Source organism: Leisingera sp. ANG-M1 (assembly GCF_000813745.1).
Taxonomy (GTDB): Bacteria; Pseudomonadota; Alphaproteobacteria; order Rhodobacterales; family Rhodobacteraceae; genus Leisingera.
In genome coordinates, this window is the sequence record NZ_JWLC01000001.1 from 22,780 (window position 1) to 38,493 (window position 15,714).

Here is a 15,714-nt window from a genome sequence, read left to right on the forward strand (position 1 = left end):
CCCGAAGCTTCTGGAAATCGGCGCGCTGCTTGTCTTTCCGAAGGGCCGCCACCTCTTTCCTGAGTTCAGCCAGCTCCTTCACAACCTCCCGGTTGTCGAGCATCGCCTTGGTGTCAGCCGGGTTGTAGATCCGGGAGGGTGCAACCAGCTCAATGTCGTTTTCACCCACGCGGGCAAAGCCGCCGCGGTGGGTGCCACCATTTGCGAACGCAGGAATTCCGCCGTGATCGATGACTAGCTGCCGCAGATCATCAATGCTGGTGAGACCGTTATCGATCAGTGCGTTTTGCGGGGTAATGATCTGGCCGATCAGCTCCCGAACCGTGCCGCCTTTGACGCCAAAGGTCTTCCTGAGGTCATCCATCAGCGGGCCGAACCCTGCCGCGCCTGATGCCTCAATGCCGCCTTGCGGACCGGCAATGCGCCCGAGGTCATCAAGAGTAAACCCGGAGCCCAGGTACTTGATGGAGTGGCGGGCGTAGATCGCTTCAAGCTGATCCTGAAGCGCTGCAGCATCGCCCTGGTGCCCGGCAAGCACCCCGGCCAGCTCCTGGCCGCGGACCTGAGCGTTCGCAACCGTGATCGCATCAGCGCGCTGCTGGCGGTCGGCATCAACCGCATCCCGCAGTTCGCCCAGCATTTCGTGCAGACGGTTCATCGGGCTGACCAGATCCTGCACCCCGTCCGACAGGCCTTTGAACGCCTGGTCCGTGGTCAGGGAGATACCGCCGTCAAATGTGAGCTTGCCGGACCCATTGGTCCCGATCAGATCTTGGATGCGGTTCAGCTTGTTGATGGTCTTGCCGCTGTCCCCTTTGAGAGCCACGTTCACCCGGCGGGTGAGGGTTGCGTTCCGCGTCAGCACCATGGAGCGGGTATCTGCATCCAGATCCCTGATCAGGTTCAGATTCAGATTACGCTGCAAGTCGGCGGAGGTTTGAAGCGCCAGCTTCTTTGTGCGCTTATCAAGGTCATTTCGCAGCACAAAATCCAGCGTTGCCACATGTTCAGAGGCGGCATTGGTGGCGATCCACTTGTCGGCCGGGCTCAGCTCATCATTGCGGATGACAAAATCCAGCGTGGTCCGCAGACCAGCGTCCGCGCTATCGACCAGCCGTTGCACCCAGCGCGGGGCATCATCCGCCAAAGACACGGCCACATCGAGGCGGCCCACCAGGTCGTCATAGCTGAAGGCCTCAGCATTCTTGATGGCATCTTCCAGCGCCCCCAGGGAGGTTTGGAACGCCTCCACGGTGCCGTCCCAGTTTTCTGTGAGAGCCTGCACGCCATCGCCGAGCTCGGCCACCTGATCACCGGTCAGCCCCTCCAGCTGCAGGAACTTGCCCAGGTTTGTCAGCACATCGATCTGCTGCTCGTAAAGGCCGCGCAACACATCATCATTGGCGCCCTCCAGGTCGGCGATACCGGCCAGGAAACCCACCTGCCCCTGCACCTGCGCAGCAATCCTGCGGTACTCAAGCGAGGTGGAAGCGTTCGACCGGGCGCTTTCCAGATAGGCCTTTGCCAGCGCCGGAATGTCCCGGGCCGCTTCAACGTCCCCGCCGCGTGCCAGGTCAAAGGCCGTCTCAAACCGGCCCTGGTTTACCCGCAGGGCCTGGCTTGCGCTGGCCGAGGTCAGATCGGTGTTCAGCAGGTCGGACAGGAAGTCGCGCAAGGTGTTTGCCGTCCGGTACCACAGGTTGGCCGACTGCTCCGCGAGCCTCTCCCTCTCACGCGCAGCATCAATCTGCAGGCCGAGCTCCCCACCAATGTCATTCACCATGGACTGCATCGCGGCGGTGAACTGCTGCACATCCGGCAGAACCTGCGCCAGGCCAGCGGACAGGTTGAGCAGGTCGGCATAAAGCGCCCGGCCCGATTCACTAGTCAGATCGAGGCCCTCAACCACCCGCCGGAATTCGGCGCGGCTCTTGGGCATGACAATGCCCAGCTCGTTGAACTGGCTTTCCACCTGCTCCATGGCCCGGCGCTGCAGTGTTTCCGCCTTTTCCGCTTCGGCGTAGAAGGCCGAGAAATAGGCATTGGCCGCCGCTTGCATCTGCTCTGCGCCGCCGAACTCGTCAACCAGATCCGCTGCCACCTGGCCGCCAGCAACACTGGTCTGAAAGGCTGTTGCGCCGAGCAGATCCATGATGTCGTTGACGGCCATCAGCCCGCCCGCCAGGCGCGACAGGGTTTCGGAAGCAGTTTCCCCGGTTTCAACCACTTCCTGCCCAGACAGGATCAGCTCTGCCATCTGGTCGGTGACAAGCCCGAGCTGCGCTTCCAGTTCCTCCTGGATCTCCTCCTGATCTTTGCCATTGGTCCAGATCTTGAACTCCTGGCCGGTTACATCCCGGATGCCGTCAGAGCTGAGCCCCAGCGCCCCCGCCATCTGTTCCAGGTTCGCGATCTGCTCCGCCATGGCCGCATCAAGGGCGGCATCCATTTCCGGCGAAATGGCCCGAGTGTTCCACCGGTCCGAACGGAACAGGCCGCCCTTGTAGTAGTCAAACTCGCCTCCGTAGAAGCCGTCCCCGCTGAACGTGCCGTCGATGCCGGAACCCTTGTACTTGCGGGAGAAGGCGCTTTTCAGGAGTGAGGCTGCGCCAACGATGATGCCAAGAGCAGGCAGAGCCGCGCCTAACGCCCCGGCCGAAAGCCCGACACTGCCGCCAGCCAACCCGCCAAGAGTTGCGAAGGAGGCGCCAAGGCCGCCGCCGCTGAGAATGCCGCCCAGGCCAGAAGCAAAGCCGCTGAGCAGCCCGCCGCCGCCAACCAGGTTCGCTGCGCCGCCCGCGAGATTCAGGAGGCCGCCGCCTCTGCCAACCGCGGCGCCTGCCGCTTGTACGGCACCGCCCGTCACACCGCCGAAACCAAGCCCGATCATGATCTGGTTCCGGGCCGCCATCGCGATCATCTGCGCCAGCAGGCCCTGAAAGCTTCCTAGGATGTTGTCCACGAAGCCCTTGAAGTCGCTGAAGCCGCGCGCGACAAAATCACCCCAAGCGTTCGATACGCTGTCAATGCCGCTGATCAGGATATCGGCTTTCGCCTTACCCAGATCCTCAGTGTTGTAGGCGGCCTCTTCCATCGCTTCCGCGAATGCCTCGGCCTCCGACTTGACCTTATCCAGGCCCTTGCCAGACTTCTTGCTGCCCTTTTCGAGATCCTTGAGCGCGTCATTCAGGGTGGCTGCGGCATCAGAGGCCTCCCGGCTCCCCTTGCCATGCTTCTCAATGACCAGGTTAAGGGTCGCAAGCGCGGCCGAGGCCTTGTTGAACCCGTTTTTGATCAGCGCGCGGGAGCGGTTCAAGGCACCGCCTGCCGCATCCTGGTAGCCATCGATACGGCTGGTCAGGGAATTTACCCCGCTCCCGGCAGCAATGGCCGCATTGTTAAGAGCAAGGATCGTAGCATCCATACCTGGCAGAAAATCCAGGTTCTTTGCCCCTTGCACAATGGAGCGCAGAAAATCCGTCCAAGTGCGGGCAATGGACCGGACCATTTTGAGAAATCCAGCGGCGACGTAACTCCAGACGGCATCCAATGCTGGCTCGATTGCCTTTGCTGCCTCGGTGATGCCTTGGAACACACCATCCGCCAAGGTTCCAAGCACCCGCATTGCGGCCCCCCAGCCGCCCGTCGCCTCGACCAGATCAAGGAAGTATCCGATCAGCAACCCTGCACCGACCACCAGCGCACCGACGCCGGTCGCGATCAGCGCACCGCGCAGCGTGATCAGCGATGCGACCCAAGCGCCGGTCGCAGTCACAGCGCCATAGATTGCAGGCGCATAGGCCGCCGCAACAGCAACCCCGGCCGAAACCGCAAAGCCGGCCACGGTGTTGAGGTTGTTCGCCACCAGCAGCACGGCCTCGGCCACTGCCCCGCTGACACCGGCCGCCGCATCCATCTCGCCGATGAACATGGTGAAGTTGTTCCCAAGCACCCCGAAGGCCTGCGAGACCGTAGGAACGGTTTGCTCGAATGCCATCTCAAGCGCGTCCGTCTGGCTCAGAATGGCCTCGAAGAATTCCCGGCTGGAGATCTCACCGTCTACTACCATCTGCCGAAGACGGCCCACCGAACCGGAGGCGCCGTCAATTGCATTCGCCGCCGCCTGCGCAATCGGGAATGCCCCCTCCAGGATCGAATTGAATTCTTCCGCCCGCACCGTACCGCCAGCCATCGCCTGTGACAGCTGTAGGAGCGCACCCGAGGCTTCCTGTGAAGAGGTTCCCGTCTGCGCAAGCGCGAGGCCGACGTTCTCGGTGAAACGCAACACATCGGCCTGCGATGCGCCGAGATCCCGGCCCGCGATACTAATGCGCTGATAAAGCTGAGCAGTCGCATCCAAGGGCGCCCGGGTCCGGTTCGCCACATCAGCGATGGATTGGAGAACGCCCGCGGCCTGCCCGGCCTCAATGCCCATAGCGCGCAGGCTGTTCGTCATCTTGGTGTAGGACTCCGCGGCGCCGCCAACTGCTCGAACACTGGCCGTTACCCCGGCAAAGGCAGCCATCTGACGCACAGCGCTCCGCAAAGCAGAAGTCACACCAGCTGCCGCCGCCGCACTGCGTGCCGCGGAAGTGGCGAAGTTATCATTCGCAACCGTTGCGGTGCGTCCGGCCTGCACAAAGCGGCCGAGCTCATCCCGGGCGCGGACTACCTGCCCGGAGTCGACAGCAATACCAAGGCGTGCGAAATCGGTCATGACCACCTCATGATTGCGGACAGCCCAGCCACCTCACAGGTTGCAGGACAAAATGGAGTTTTGCTGAATGAGTTCCGTGACAGAGGTGTCAGTGCCCCAGCTAGCCACGGCTTGAAGCGTTTCCAGCATCGCGATCTTGAACTGATCCAGCGCAGCCTCCCATCGTGGCCGCTGGCGTGGCGCAGATCAGCTCTTTCATCCGGCCGGGTTCTTCGATCAACGCCCAGCACCGTTAGGACACCGTTAACCATTAACGATTACACCACCGTTAAAGGTTAACCCCTTTCTGTAGTGAGCCCATATTCTCAGCAGGCGTTACCGGTATCCGGGCGCCTGCTTCCTTTTTTCACAACCTCTCCATCGGCGCTTTGGTCAGCGCCTCTGCGCCCCTGCGTCTCTCGGAGAGGTATTCATGGCTCATCTTCACCAGCGCCTGCACTTCCCAGGCACCGGTGATTTCGGGGCTGTTGCGGGCGTATGCATCCGCCTCTGACCAGGACAGCGGCACTTCACCCATCGCCCCAGTCATCGCCGGGCCAACCTCAAGGAAGGCCCGCCAGATCAGGTCCTGGTACTCGCTCAGCTCTGGGAACGGGGGCTCTTCGCCAGCATCCAGATAAGCCTTGATCCGCAGGGGTTCCGCGTGATCGACGCTGCCGTCGGACTTTTGCACTTCGACAACGCTATGCAGAAACCCCAGCTGCTGAGCGGCCAGGATCAGCTGGTCACGATTTCGCGCGTGAAGTTGCTCTTGTCGGCCAAAAAACCATCGATCCCTTCCAGCAGCCAGATGCGGGTGCTGAACAGCTTCAGAGCGTTCTCTTTCGAGAATTCCATCAGCTCAGGCTGCACGCCGGGATTGTCGATGTCGGCATCCTCGATATAGGTCACTCGGCGCCAGCCCGTGCAGAGCTTCGAATAGAACTCGGCGCGGGCCAGTTCGCTGTCCCCGGCAGCGTCGATCATTTCCTGAACGCTCATGGTTGCGCTCTTGCGCTTGCCTTTGCTCTTTTTGTCGAGCTTGCGGACCATCGCCGCGGCAGCGCGGCGGCCAGCATCGCTTTCGAGGCCCAGGAAATCCATCTCGATTGCCTCTTCGTTGTGAAACAGCGGCTCGCCGTCGAATTCAACGTGCCAGGTTGCCCCCTGCTCAGCGTCGCGGCGTGTGTTGATGCGTGCAAATGCAGTCATGGTTCAGTCTCCGTGGTTCTGATGTGGTGTAATCGTGGTTGCATGGTGCGGGGCGGGCGCGACCACGAACGCTGCCCGCCCCTATCCCGGCCGGGATTAGGCGACGGCGGTCGTGACCTCGATTTGGTTCTGCGAGAACATCACCTTGGCACCGGCATGGCTGCTGTCCGTCGCTTCATTCTTGTCGAAATCGCTCAGGACACCCTGGGCGTATTCAACAACGTCGCCGGATTCCGCGGTCGGATAGCCATCCGCCCCCTTGGCGCCGCTCGCATCAATGATCTTGAACGAGCAAAGGCCGCGGGGATCGCGGGCGATTTGCTCCAGCAGGACCTGTCCGGGATCAGTCCCTGCATCAGGTTCAACCACTGCAAAGGTGCTGTCCTTGAATTCTGCGATGCCCTTGACGGTTTCCTTCACCCCTTTGGAAATATCCGAGATCTTGTCCTTGCTGTGGGCGACGCCGAAGGTCGGGAAGCCCTGCAGGCCTTTGACAAGAACAAAGGTGCCGTCGATGGCACTAAAACCGGCGGCGTCATTCGTTGCCGGAATTGAGCTCGAAACATAGAGCAGTGTGTTCAGATGGTTACGAGGCATAGCAATTCTCCATGCATAAAGACCCCGCTGACGGGGCTGTTTCAGTTCAGATTGTCGGGATTGCCCGCTTTACCCCGCGAGCGGGTGGGGGTTAGCCGTTGCGGCTCGAGGTACCGCCAGAGTGTTTCCAGCCCTTTTCAAGCCAGGGGCCCGTTTCGTTTTCGGGCACTGTCGCCGTTGCGCCAATGGCGCCATTCCGGCGGTGACCGTTCACTAAGGTCACTTTCTGCACGAGCGGCTGTTTTTGGGACGCCGAAGAGCTTTGCGAGGGTGTTTTTCTGGTTGTCATGCCATGCTCCAATAGCTGATGCGAATGGGCGTTTCCCAACGGCCGCCCTCCTGCCGCCCCGGCCTCACAGTGTGGCCGGTGATAGTAACTTTGGTCGAGTTTTGCTGAAGCCGCTGGCCGCGCCGGAAATAGGCGGCAATCTCACCCGCTTTGCGCCTGGTCACCACTTCATACTGGCCGAGGTGGGAAACAAGCGTCAGGTAAAGAAAGCCCTTCCGGTCCATCACGTCAGAGCACAGGTCCAGAGGCACATTGTCATTCGGCACATAAGAGACGCGGATGTGCTCGGCTTCAGGCAGATCTCCGCCATTCTGCGGCCAGAGGAAGGGGTACGGCAAAGCCGCCTCAACAACCTGCGCCCGCGCCATCAGGGCGGCGTGAATATCGCTCTCTGGATTGCTCATACCTGCACCAATTCAAAGCTAACCTGCGCGGCGATCTGCTGGAATTGCTGAACGGTGAGGCCGACCATGCCCGCTGGCGCCTGGCCGGAGTAGCCGTCCTCAAGCCGCTGGATATATGGCAGATTATTGGCGAGATAGATCACATCGCCAGCTTTCAATCCTGCTGCCGAGGCATCCGCTGCGCTGATCGTGGCGGACCCGCTCTTGTCTTCCAGCGTCAGCACGCCGTCTGGAACGCTGCCAATTGCAACCTGCCAGTTTGCCCGGGCCCGGCCGCTATCAACGGGCGTGTTCATGATAACCTGGCTGAACATCCCCAAGGCGATCTTGCGGAAGGCCAGATCCATCTTGTGCTCCGTCTTCTCCGCAAAGGCAGCGATCTGATCTCCGAATCTCATCAGCGCGAACCCCGGCAGATCATGTCGTAAAGCACAGTTTCACCGCCCGGAGCCACCCGGCCCAGCTTCTCGATTGTCAGCGTGCCGCGGTCGCAGACAACCTTGTCCGACGCTGTAATCTCAATGCTGACGGGTTCAATGATCACCTGCAGGTCACCCGCTAGGATATTGGTTCCGTCAATCCTGCCGGGGCCGATCTCAAACACCGCCATCCGCGCTGGAATGGGCGCCGGCGCCGGTCCGGGCGATCCGCCGGACGCATCAGACGGGCCGCCTCCAGCAACTGGCGCAGGACGCTGGATGGTTCCGGTTTGGATCGCGTCCGGCTGCTGGGCAGCAATCTTGTCAAATACCGCAGTGACTTTCTGCCGGATCGTGCTCATCCGCGGATCATCCTCACAAAACCCGGGCCAGAACCCAGGAACGGGCGCAGCAGCCCCTCAACGGCTTTGATACGGCCGGCATCCGTCGGCAGGGTGTCGCCGCCGATGGTGATAGGGCCAATCTTGATGATTTCCGATGTGCTGCCGTCGCCGGTGGCAAAGGGATCCAGGCCGCCCTGGATCAGAAAGGCCAATTCACATTGGGCACTAATGATTGCCTTCGGAATGCCTTCCCACAGAAAGCGCGGGAATGCTCCTGCCTGATCCACCTGCACTGGCTTCCCGAGGTACATCCAATTGCGGTTCAGCGCGTCGAAGGCGCGGCGAAGATTGACCTCATTCGCGGCATCATCCGTTTCCAGAACCCAGCCCCGGGCGGCGCCATAGACTTGGTAGCCGGCCAGCGCTACATAGCTGTCGGCGTCAGCAACGCCAGTGCCATCTTCCAGGTTCAAGGTCATTCGTCCCACCACTCCACTTTGCGAAGCCTCTTCGAGAGCCCGGAGTTGCACATCAGATGGGTGCCGTAATCGTGGCACACGAAACGGCGGCCGATCATTCCGTAGTTGGCGCGTTTGGTGTCGGTCAGCCAGACCGGGAGCTTTTCGGGAAAACGCTTCGCAGGTTCTGTCTTCTTCTGGATCAGCACCAAGCCGCAGGGCGAAATACTGACGCAGGGCGCCAGCCAATCCAGCGCGTGCGGCATGAACTGCGCGTCCTGCCATACCTGCCATTCGGCAATGTTCTGAAAGGATTGCGCGCCGTTCTCAATCTTCACCACGAGACCGTCGTCATAGGCGCATTGATACACTGCCCGCGAGGAGCCTGCGGCAATCCGATCACCGCAGAGCATCCGAAAAACTTCCACCTCAACCGTGGAAAGGAAGTGCCCGTCAAGCATTCGGGAACATCAGTTCAGCCAGCTGGTCGCGCAGCTCGGCCACACTGCCCTCGGGCTTTTCCACGCCGCGCGCCTTCAGCCATTTCACCACCGCAGGTTTCGGCAGCTTGGCGATCTCTTCGCGCGACTGAGGCTCTTGCTCTGCCACCCCGTCTTTCCGATCCGGGTCGAACCGGGCGTCAATGATCTTGAAGCCCTGGCCGCGCAACTCGACCTTGCGCTCCTTGGACACGGGGTGTTTCTCGTATGCGATCTTCATCAGGGTGCTCCGTAAATGGCGACAATATCCGTCGCGGTGGTCTTGGCGGCGAGGACTCGCAAGGAGCCGCAGGGAAGCAGCCCCTGAACGTCCTTGAACACGGTGCTTGCGCCGTCCTCACTGCGCAGCTCCACGTCACCGGCAACGCCGATCCAGAAGCAATCCGCAGCGCCGCCTGGCAGGTTGCTGCTGTCAGAGGGAGTTACCGCGGCGAACCTGCGGCCAGTGTTTTGAATTCGGCTCATGCTCTCACCTCGAATTGCGGGCGAGGCCAAGGCCCCGCCCCGCTGGCTCACGCGTCAGCGTCGGCGACAGCGAGCACGCCCGCGGTCATCTTGTCGAACTCGGCCACCTTGTCCCAGTTCGAGCCGGTGGCAATCTCCGCATCGGAGGGCGATGCGCCGCCATTGGCCTCATCCCAGCCGTAGCCCTTCAAGCCGAGCGAGAACGAGTAATCCGCCTGGAAAGTGGTTTCGATCCGCTCTTTGCCGTTCGAGGTTTCAACGTTGGTGATGATGTCCGAGGTGTTGCCGACCGTCGCGGCGCCCGGAACAAGGCCCAGCACCTTCGATTTGTTCGGCGAGCCAGCCTCATACAGTGCCGGTGCATCGGTGATGATGACGGCCTTGCCGAGGATGTCGATCACATTGACATTGCCAGCCTGGAACAGGCGCTCACCGTTGGCCAGGTTGTCGCCGATCAGCTTGTGGGCAACGGTGCCGGTCATGACGTCCGCGGCGATCTGGCCGGAGGCGTCGCCGAACTTGGCGTGCGCAGAATTGATCGCGCCATAGGTCATGCCAGCCGCACCGGAGATGTCATTCACAACATTGACGTTGTTTTCGAGAGCCGCCACCAGTCCCGCAATTGCGGTGTTCAGCTGATCCTGCAGCAGCAGCTCTGCAAAAGCCGTAGAGGCCGCCGTAACGCCCTGCTGGGTCGGGCGCTGCAGCCAGGTCATCTGCGAGGGCTCGTAGCGGACCGGGCCAAAGCCCCCGGCGATCTTCACTTTGGAACCAGTCAGCTCGGTCAGATCGGTCGCGGCTGCGGCGCCGTTTGCAGCCCTGCGGTCAACGCGCCGTTGGGCGGCCGCCAGCGAGGCGAAGAAGGTTTCACGCAGAAAGTCGCCCGTCATGCCCTCGCTGGAGAGGATGATGGTTCCCGCCGAACCCGCGTTGAATTTGCCGATCATCTGATCAAGCGAAATGATGGTGGCAGGCATGATGTAGTCATTGAATACCTGCATGTGCGACAGCGACATAGCTGCTCTCCTTTACTTTTCGGGCAGGTCCGCGAAACCCGGAACCTTTGCCGCCAATGGGTTGTCATGAGCAGGCTTCCCGCCCGCGCTTTCCGGAGGCTTCCCGCCGCCGCCCTTGCCTTCGTCGGCGACGAGGTAGGGGTTTGCTTCAGCCAGCTCTTTGGCCAGGTCGGCGAGGGTCGCCCCGCCATCGGCGCCATTCCCGATCATCGGGCTGGAGCCGTCTTTCGTCATGATTTTCGGCGAGCCATCGTCATGGAACTTGATCCGCGCGGCAGAGTACCCGGCCACCATGTCGATGCCGTCGGGGATGACACCGGCCTTGGCCAATTCAGCCTTCAGCTCGGAGATCGCGATGCCGCTCTGCAGTTTGCTGAATTTCAGATCGCGCTCGGTCAGCTCGCTCGCGTGAGCCTCTTCCATCTGCTTGATCTTGGCCTGGAATTGCTCGGTCTTGTCGTTGCCGCGCGACGCCTCTTTCAGGGCCTCGTCATGGCCCGCGAATTTCTCCGCAATTTCTTCCGGCGTCCCCAGCTTGGCGTATTTGCCGGCGTTTTCGCGCTCTTTCACCAGGGCCGATTTCAGGCCGTTCACGTCTGCGTCGTGCTGCATGCCCTCCACTTGTAGAATGAACTTCCCGTCCTTCTCCGCGTAAAAGGGCTGCAAGGCTTCGTTCACGCCCTCGAGCGTGTCCAGTACTGCTTTCAATGTCATGGTTTAGCTTCCCGCTAGGTTGGTGGGGCCTCCCGCCCCGGTCAAATACGCCCGCGCAGCTGCTCGAGCGTCAGTTCCCGCCCCCGGCCGTCAACCAGATCACGGAAGGAAATCCGGCCAGCACGCCAGAGGTCTGCGCGGCCAGGCCCAAGTGCCTCATCCTGGGCTGCCTTGGATTTCTTGCTGAGCCAGGCCTCGAAAGAGGTATCCGCCGGCACCTGGCCGTCCATCGCCGCCCGCGTGCCTTCTGGCAGCTCACCGATGCCGAAGCCCAGTTCCTGCCAGCTCTTCACCACCGGTGCCGACGTGCTGCGGCAGCCCCAATGGCGCTGCCCCGGTCCGTTATCCCAGGGCAGATCGTGATTGATCGGTTTGCGGTCTGGCAGCGAATACAGCTTCTTGTCCCGCACCGCGCATCCCAGTGTAGTCCGCAGATCCAGCGTGCTGGCCCACATGACGCCCTTGAGAACCTCCGCGTTGGCCTCATAAGTTGCCTGCCGGGCCCGTTGTGAGACGGCCTGCGTTGCCGAGCGCACCAGGGTTTCCGCGTGATGGCGGCTGGTCGCCATCAGCCCGCGCACCGGCTCCCCGTTTAGAGTGCCGCCGCGGACACGGCGGATCAGCTGGCCGATGGTTTCGCCCTGCGCCAAGCCAAGGCGCATCTGATCAGTGAAGCGCTGCAGCGTATCGCCCGCCTGGCGCTCCCACCATTCCGTCACCGGCGCCCCCTGCACCAGAACCCCGTTCAGGAGCGCCGACAGCTGGCCGCGGGTCATTCCATCCGTCATGAGGTGCACCCCGGCCGCAGTGTTGACTGAAGACGCGGCAAAAGCCGCCTCCAGTTCAGCCAGCTCCCGCAACTCCCCGATCAGCTCCGCGCCGTGGGACCGGTATCCGGCCCGGATCGTCTCCCTGACCTGCTTCAGCAGCGCTGCCAGACGCTTTGCCCGGTAGCTGGCGCGCGCAACCCCGGTGGGGTCGATCCTGGCCAGCTGCGCTGCGATCTCTGCTTCCAGCTCTTTCAGGAACCGGGCTGCGTCCCGGCGCTGGCCTGCGGTGAAGCGTTGCAGATCCAGCGCCCGGTCCGTGATCAGGTCCAGGATCCGCGTGTTAATCCCGCCGCCGTCAGGTGGCATCGCCCAGGCTCAGCTTGCTGCCTTGCAGGTCCGGCGCGGTTTCGGACAACCGGTCGAGCTCTGCCTCGGTATCCAGGTCAGCGCGCACAAATCCGCGGCGCTTCATTTCCTCAAGGAAGGTCTCCCGCGACATGTGACCGTTGTTCACTGCTGCAATCATCGCCGTGAGCTCCTGCGCTGTCAGCAAGGAAACCCCGAAATCCTTGTTCACGCTGACCGCGGCGCCGGTATCGCCAAGCCCGCCGTAGAAGCCCATCCAGACCATGGCCTGCTCCAGGGCATCCTTCAGGCTGTCCGCCATCATGGAGAGCTGGCTGGTTTCCTTGGCTGCATCCAGCGCCTCACCGGTGGCCGACTGCGCCCGGGCGACGAGGAGCTGCAGACCGAGGGCCTCCATCTGGAATTCGAGGTCTTTAAGATCCTGGCGTCCGGACTCGATGGCCGCGCCGCTGTGCTCAACCCACTCAAGCTTTGCGTTGGGGTTACGGGATGTGGTGGCGCTGCCGGCACTGATGACCAGCGGCGCCTCATCATCCCGGCCTGCGGCAAACAGGATCGGAACCCGGGCAGAGTGCAGGATGTTCCGCTGATCGCTCTGGCTCTGCCAATGCGCGATATTCACATCGGCCAGATCTTCCAGCACCGGCTCTCCAATGAAGAAGCCGGTGCGCTCGGCGTAGAAAGGAATGACCGTGATCTCTTTGGCGGCGCTTTTGTATCTTTCGGCCTCCGCCCATTCTTTTTTCTCGTTCTGCCGGAAAAGGCGGACGGTGACGCCATCGGGCGCGCGGTCCAGCACCCGTACCTGCTGCAGAGAGACACTCTTGAATTCGTCTTCCGGGTCGTCCTTCTGCACCGTTTCCATGATCCGCAGCTGGGACAGCACGGTCACGTTGCCGATGACTGCCGTCTTCCAGCCCAGAACATCTTCGACGGTCAGGTGGACCAGGTAGGGCCGCAGGTTTTGCCGCTCCGCCTGGGCCTGTGTTACCTCGCCTTCGCGGCGCGGGGCATCGACCATGATGTAGCTGATACCGGCATCATACCCCTTCTTGAAAACATCCTTGGCGAAAGCACTCAGATCGCGGCCCTGCAAGTCCGCATTTTCGCACCAGGCCTTGAGCTTCTCCGGCGCGCCTTCTGTCAGTTCCACCGGCTTGTCGAACACTTTGCCGGTCATGTCCCGCACGGTCTTCTTGTAGCCGTTGAACAGGAAGGTGCTGTTCTTGCGCGCCTTGTAGGCCTCGTCACTCTCGCTTGGGAACTTAGGAAGGTAGGTCTCGCCCTTCGATCGCATGGCATCCGTGCCGCCCATCAGAGCACGGCCTTTGGCAGCTGCCTGGACCATCGCTGAGACAGCCTCTGTGCGTTGGGCAACGGTATCGGTCAAAGCCTGAGCTCCTGCACTTTGAAGGTTGGTTTCACAACCGGCATTCTTTGATGGACGAAATAGCCGCCCGCATCCGGGTGGTGGTCATGCCCGCCGGATTTGTCGGGCTCGCCATTGTTGTCGTAAGCCTGCTGCTCCAGCGCTTCGGCATAGGCCTTGCAGCGCAGCGCGTTCACAAACAGCCGACCTTTCTCGAAGGCCGTGTTGACCGCAAGGATCCGGTCTTTCACCGGCGGGTTGGCTTCCGGCGCCCGGATGGAGAACCCGGCCTGCCGCAGCAGCTCGATATCCGACGTGCTGGCGTTCACCGTTTTCCGGCTGCCGCCGCTAGCATCGGGGTAAACCGTGATGTGATGGCCCTCGTACCGATCAGTGAGAACCTGGATCAGGTGCGGCGTGTCCTGCAGCCCCTGCAGCTCATCAACCGCGTGCCAGTTGTCGCCGCGCTGAACGAAGATCACCGACGCCATGTTGCCCACATTGAAGTCCTGCCCGATATGCAGCGGCTCCCGCGGCTGGATGTTCTCCGTCGACTGGTGCCGCTGCCGGTCATAACTGCGGTAGACCGTGCCGCTCGTCAGGTTGACGAAGTCGCCCATCAGATAGGCTTTGATCAGCTCCTCAGGATAGTCTTCCAGCAGGGTTGATATGTAGTCCGGCGGCAGGAAATCCGCATTTTCGTGGGTGCTGGCCTGCACCATGGAATAATTGCTCTTCGGATCCCGCTTGAAGCTGTCGTAGACAAAGCGGAAGCCCTCAGGTGTCGTCGTTACACCAATACCATTGACCACGCCGGGAATGACCAGGCGCATCCGGGCGATGATTTTGCGCCAAGCGGCCTGAGCCTTATCCTTGGAGAGGATATCGATCTCATCCACCAGCGCGCGGGCGATCTTAAACCCGACGATGCCCCCAGGATCATCCATCGACCGGCAGATGGTGGTGCCGTAATATGCCCGGCCGCGGTAGAGTTCGACCTCCTTGTCGCTCGTTTTGATCCTGGTGGAGAACCCAAGCGTGAACGCGGCCTCGTCCATGGTCGGCCAGAAGGTATCCCTGATGTCCCGGTAGGTCGGTGCGAAGTAGCCCTGAACCGTCTTCGGATGCCTGCCAGCGAAGAGGCCGAGATCCAGGCAGCCGACATAGGTTTTGCCCGATCCGAACCCGCCGACATAAGCGCGGAACTTGGTATTCAGCCCGGAGAGAAAGATCCCCTGCGGCGCGCTAACTGTCAGATCGTGTGACACGGACGTCACCGACCGGAGCGGCTGTTTTGATGTTGATGTTCAGCGCGGGGGCATCGTCTTCCCCTGCCCCGGATCCATTCAGCATGCCAAGGTGGCGGGCGATCTTGTCCAGCGCGCTGAGCTTGTCGTGCATCTTCAGCTTCACGCCCTGGGCAGTCAGCGACACCTCCGAAATGGCCGCGGCGGTACCGTCGTCAACCTCGCTGCTTGGCTTCAGCTCCACCGGGTAAACCCCAAGGCCGTTCGGATCCGCTTCCTCCGCCTCCGTGTCAATCGGACTGCGCCCCCAGGCAACGGTCTTGCGGATGTCGGCAAACCCGATCCGCGCCAGTTCCAGCAGCACCCGCTCCTGGGTAATTCCTGTCTTCTCTGAGCGCTTCGCCTGGGCCTCTTGGATCGCTTGCGCGATTTCAGGTTTTCTCAGGTTTTCGTGCCCGACCGAATGTGCGGTTTTAGCACTGTAACCCGCCCTGACGGCCGCCTGCGTGGCGTTCAGGTCGATGAGATATTCCTCAACGAAGCACTCCTGCTTTGCAGTGAGCGCCATGTTCGACTTCCCGTCTGTTGTGGAGATTGATGGGCTTCCCGCCCGGTATTGTCAGTTTTCGGCAACTGATCCGCCCCGATCCCGGTATCCCGCCGGTGAGCGATGTTGCCTTTGTGCTATTTCCGCGCCGCTTTGCGTGCGGCATCGCTCAACTTGGCGATTTGCATGGGGCTCGGGTCATCCCGCCAGCCTGCCGGCTGTTTGCCGCCGCGGCGTGCGATATCGGCCAGATAGCTCTGGATCATGTCAGGCATAGTGTCACCTCGGTATGGGGAAAGCG

The 15,714-nt window shown here is 61.6% G+C and carries 17 protein-coding genes and 1 pseudogene; all 18 read right to left on the reverse strand.

The features are described 5' to 3' along the window. Positions 1-3,922: 3,922 nt before the first annotated feature. Positions 3,923-4,717 (reverse strand): annotated as a pseudogene (locus RA19_RS27735) (tape measure protein); the annotation flags it as partial. 346 nt (positions 4,718-5,063) lie between these two features. Then, positions 5,064-5,390, reverse strand: coding sequence for a hypothetical protein (locus RA19_RS00160; RefSeq protein ID WP_039158400.1), 327 nt, complete (start codon positions 5,388-5,390; stop codon positions 5,064-5,066). A 44-nt stretch (positions 5,391-5,434) separates the two neighbouring features. Further along, positions 5,435-5,908, reverse strand: coding sequence for a hypothetical protein (locus tag RA19_RS00165; protein ID WP_039158403.1), 474 nt, complete (start codon positions 5,906-5,908; stop codon positions 5,435-5,437). 96 nt (positions 5,909-6,004) lie between these two features. Further along, complete coding sequence (locus tag RA19_RS00170) at positions 6,005-6,505, reverse strand: hypothetical protein (protein WP_039158406.1); 501 nt, start codon at positions 6,503-6,505, stop codon at positions 6,005-6,007. Between the two features lie 285 nt (positions 6,506-6,790). Beyond that, entirely contained in the window at positions 6,791-7,198 is a 408-nt protein-coding gene (locus RA19_RS00175; RefSeq protein ID WP_039158409.1) for a DUF4128 domain-containing protein, read from the reverse strand. Continuing rightward, positions 7,195-7,545 carry a hypothetical protein gene (locus RA19_RS00180; RefSeq protein ID WP_152615640.1) on the reverse strand — a complete coding sequence of 117 codons (351 nt, stop codon included), beginning with the start codon at positions 7,543-7,545 and terminating at the stop codon, positions 7,195-7,197. The genes RA19_RS00175 and RA19_RS00180 overlap by 4 nt, the downstream gene beginning before the upstream one ends. Positions 7,546-7,595: 50 nt before the next feature. Continuing rightward, positions 7,596-7,979, reverse strand: a complete 384-nt coding sequence (locus RA19_RS00185; RefSeq protein WP_039158414.1) for a hypothetical protein — start codon at positions 7,977-7,979, stop codon at positions 7,596-7,598. Beyond that, positions 7,976-8,440: a DnaT-like ssDNA-binding protein gene (locus tag RA19_RS25585; protein WP_052261580.1), complete on the reverse strand. Its 465-nt coding sequence runs from the start codon at positions 8,438-8,440 to the stop codon at positions 7,976-7,978. Before RA19_RS25585 ends, RA19_RS00185 begins: the two co-directional genes overlap by 4 nt. Continuing rightward, complete coding sequence (locus RA19_RS00195; protein WP_152615641.1) at positions 8,437-8,880, reverse strand: hypothetical protein; 444 nt, start codon at positions 8,878-8,880, stop codon at positions 8,437-8,439. Before RA19_RS00195 ends, RA19_RS25585 begins: the two co-directional genes overlap by 4 nt. Beyond that, positions 8,873-9,139 (reverse strand): hypothetical protein, encoded by a 267-nt coding sequence (locus RA19_RS00200; RefSeq protein WP_039158418.1) that lies wholly within the window; start codon positions 9,137-9,139, stop codon positions 8,873-8,875. Before RA19_RS00200 ends, RA19_RS00195 begins: the two co-directional genes overlap by 8 nt. Continuing rightward, complete coding sequence (locus RA19_RS00205; RefSeq protein WP_039158420.1) at positions 9,139-9,384, reverse strand: spike base protein, RCAP_Rcc01079 family; 246 nt, start codon at positions 9,382-9,384, stop codon at positions 9,139-9,141. Before RA19_RS00205 ends, RA19_RS00200 begins: the two co-directional genes overlap by 1 nt. Before the next feature lie 47 nt (positions 9,385-9,431). Then, positions 9,432-10,400: a major capsid protein gene (locus RA19_RS00210; protein ID WP_039158423.1), complete on the reverse strand. Its 969-nt coding sequence runs from the start codon at positions 10,398-10,400 to the stop codon at positions 9,432-9,434. 12 nt (positions 10,401-10,412) lie between these two features. After that, a complete protein-coding gene (locus tag RA19_RS00215) occupies positions 10,413-11,114 on the reverse strand; it encodes a hypothetical protein (protein WP_039158425.1) in 702 nt (233 codons plus the stop codon). Between the two features lie 41 nt (positions 11,115-11,155). Continuing rightward, complete coding sequence (locus RA19_RS00220) at positions 11,156-12,250, reverse strand: phage minor head protein (RefSeq protein WP_039158428.1); 1,095 nt, start codon at positions 12,248-12,250, stop codon at positions 11,156-11,158. Further along, entirely contained in the window at positions 12,240-13,640 is a 1,401-nt protein-coding gene (locus RA19_RS00225) for a DUF4055 domain-containing protein (protein ID WP_039158431.1), read from the reverse strand. Before RA19_RS00225 ends, RA19_RS00220 begins: the two co-directional genes overlap by 11 nt. Continuing rightward, positions 13,637-14,887 (reverse strand): terminase large subunit domain-containing protein, encoded by a 1,251-nt coding sequence (locus RA19_RS00230; protein ID WP_039158434.1) that lies wholly within the window; start codon positions 14,885-14,887, stop codon positions 13,637-13,639. Before RA19_RS00230 ends, RA19_RS00225 begins: the two co-directional genes overlap by 4 nt. After that, positions 14,865-15,434: a terminase small subunit gene (locus RA19_RS00235; protein ID WP_039158437.1), complete on the reverse strand. Its 570-nt coding sequence runs from the start codon at positions 15,432-15,434 to the stop codon at positions 14,865-14,867. Before RA19_RS00235 ends, RA19_RS00230 begins: the two co-directional genes overlap by 23 nt. Before the next feature lie 116 nt (positions 15,435-15,550). After that, entirely contained in the window at positions 15,551-15,688 is a 138-nt protein-coding gene (locus tag RA19_RS26835) for a hypothetical protein (protein WP_193748204.1), read from the reverse strand. Positions 15,689-15,714: the final 26 nt, after the last annotated feature.

Bases quoted from the DNA above. Each gene is read 5' to 3' on its own strand.
- RA19_RS25585 (WP_052261580.1), bottom strand. From the start codon at position 8,440: ATGACCTTGAACCTGGAAGATGGCACTGGCGTTGCTGACGCCGACAGC.
- RA19_RS00170 (WP_039158406.1), bottom strand. From the start codon at position 6,505: ATGCCTCGTAACCATCTGAACACACTGCTCTATGTTTCGAGCTCAATT.
- RA19_RS00175 (WP_039158409.1), bottom strand. From the start codon at position 7,198: ATGAGCAATCCAGAGAGCGATATTCACGCCGCCCTGATGGCGCGGGCG.
- RA19_RS00185 (WP_039158414.1), bottom strand. From the start codon at position 7,979: ATGAGCACGATCCGGCAGAAAGTCACTGCGGTATTTGACAAGATTGCT.
- RA19_RS00215 (WP_039158425.1), bottom strand. From the start codon at position 11,114: ATGACATTGAAAGCAGTACTGGACACGCTCGAGGGCGTGAACGAAGCC.
- RA19_RS00200 (WP_039158418.1), bottom strand. From the start codon at position 9,139: ATGAAGATCGCATACGAGAAACACCCCGTGTCCAAGGAGCGCAAGGTC.
- RA19_RS00205 (WP_039158420.1), bottom strand. From the start codon at position 9,384: ATGAGCCGAATTCAAAACACTGGCCGCAGGTTCGCCGCGGTAACTCCC.
- RA19_RS00165 (WP_039158403.1), bottom strand. From the start codon at position 5,908: ATGACTGCATTTGCACGCATCAACACACGCCGCGACGCTGAGCAGGGG.
- RA19_RS00235 (WP_039158437.1), bottom strand. From the start codon at position 15,434: ATGGCGCTCACTGCAAAGCAGGAGTGCTTCGTTGAGGAATATCTCATC.
- RA19_RS00195 (WP_152615641.1), bottom strand. From the start codon at position 8,880: ATGCTTGACGGGCACTTCCTTTCCACGGTTGAGGTGGAAGTTTTTCGG.
- RA19_RS00220 (WP_039158428.1), bottom strand. From the start codon at position 12,250: ATGCCACCTGACGGCGGCGGGATTAACACGCGGATCCTGGACCTGATC.
- RA19_RS26835 (WP_193748204.1), bottom strand. From the start codon at position 15,688: ATGCCTGACATGATCCAGAGCTATCTGGCCGATATCGCACGCCGCGGC.
- RA19_RS00180 (WP_152615640.1), bottom strand. From the start codon at position 7,545: ATGGATCTGGCCTTCCGCAAGATCGCCTTGGGGATGTTCAGCCAGGTT.
- RA19_RS00210 (WP_039158423.1), bottom strand. From the start codon at position 10,400: ATGTCGCTGTCGCACATGCAGGTATTCAATGACTACATCATGCCTGCC.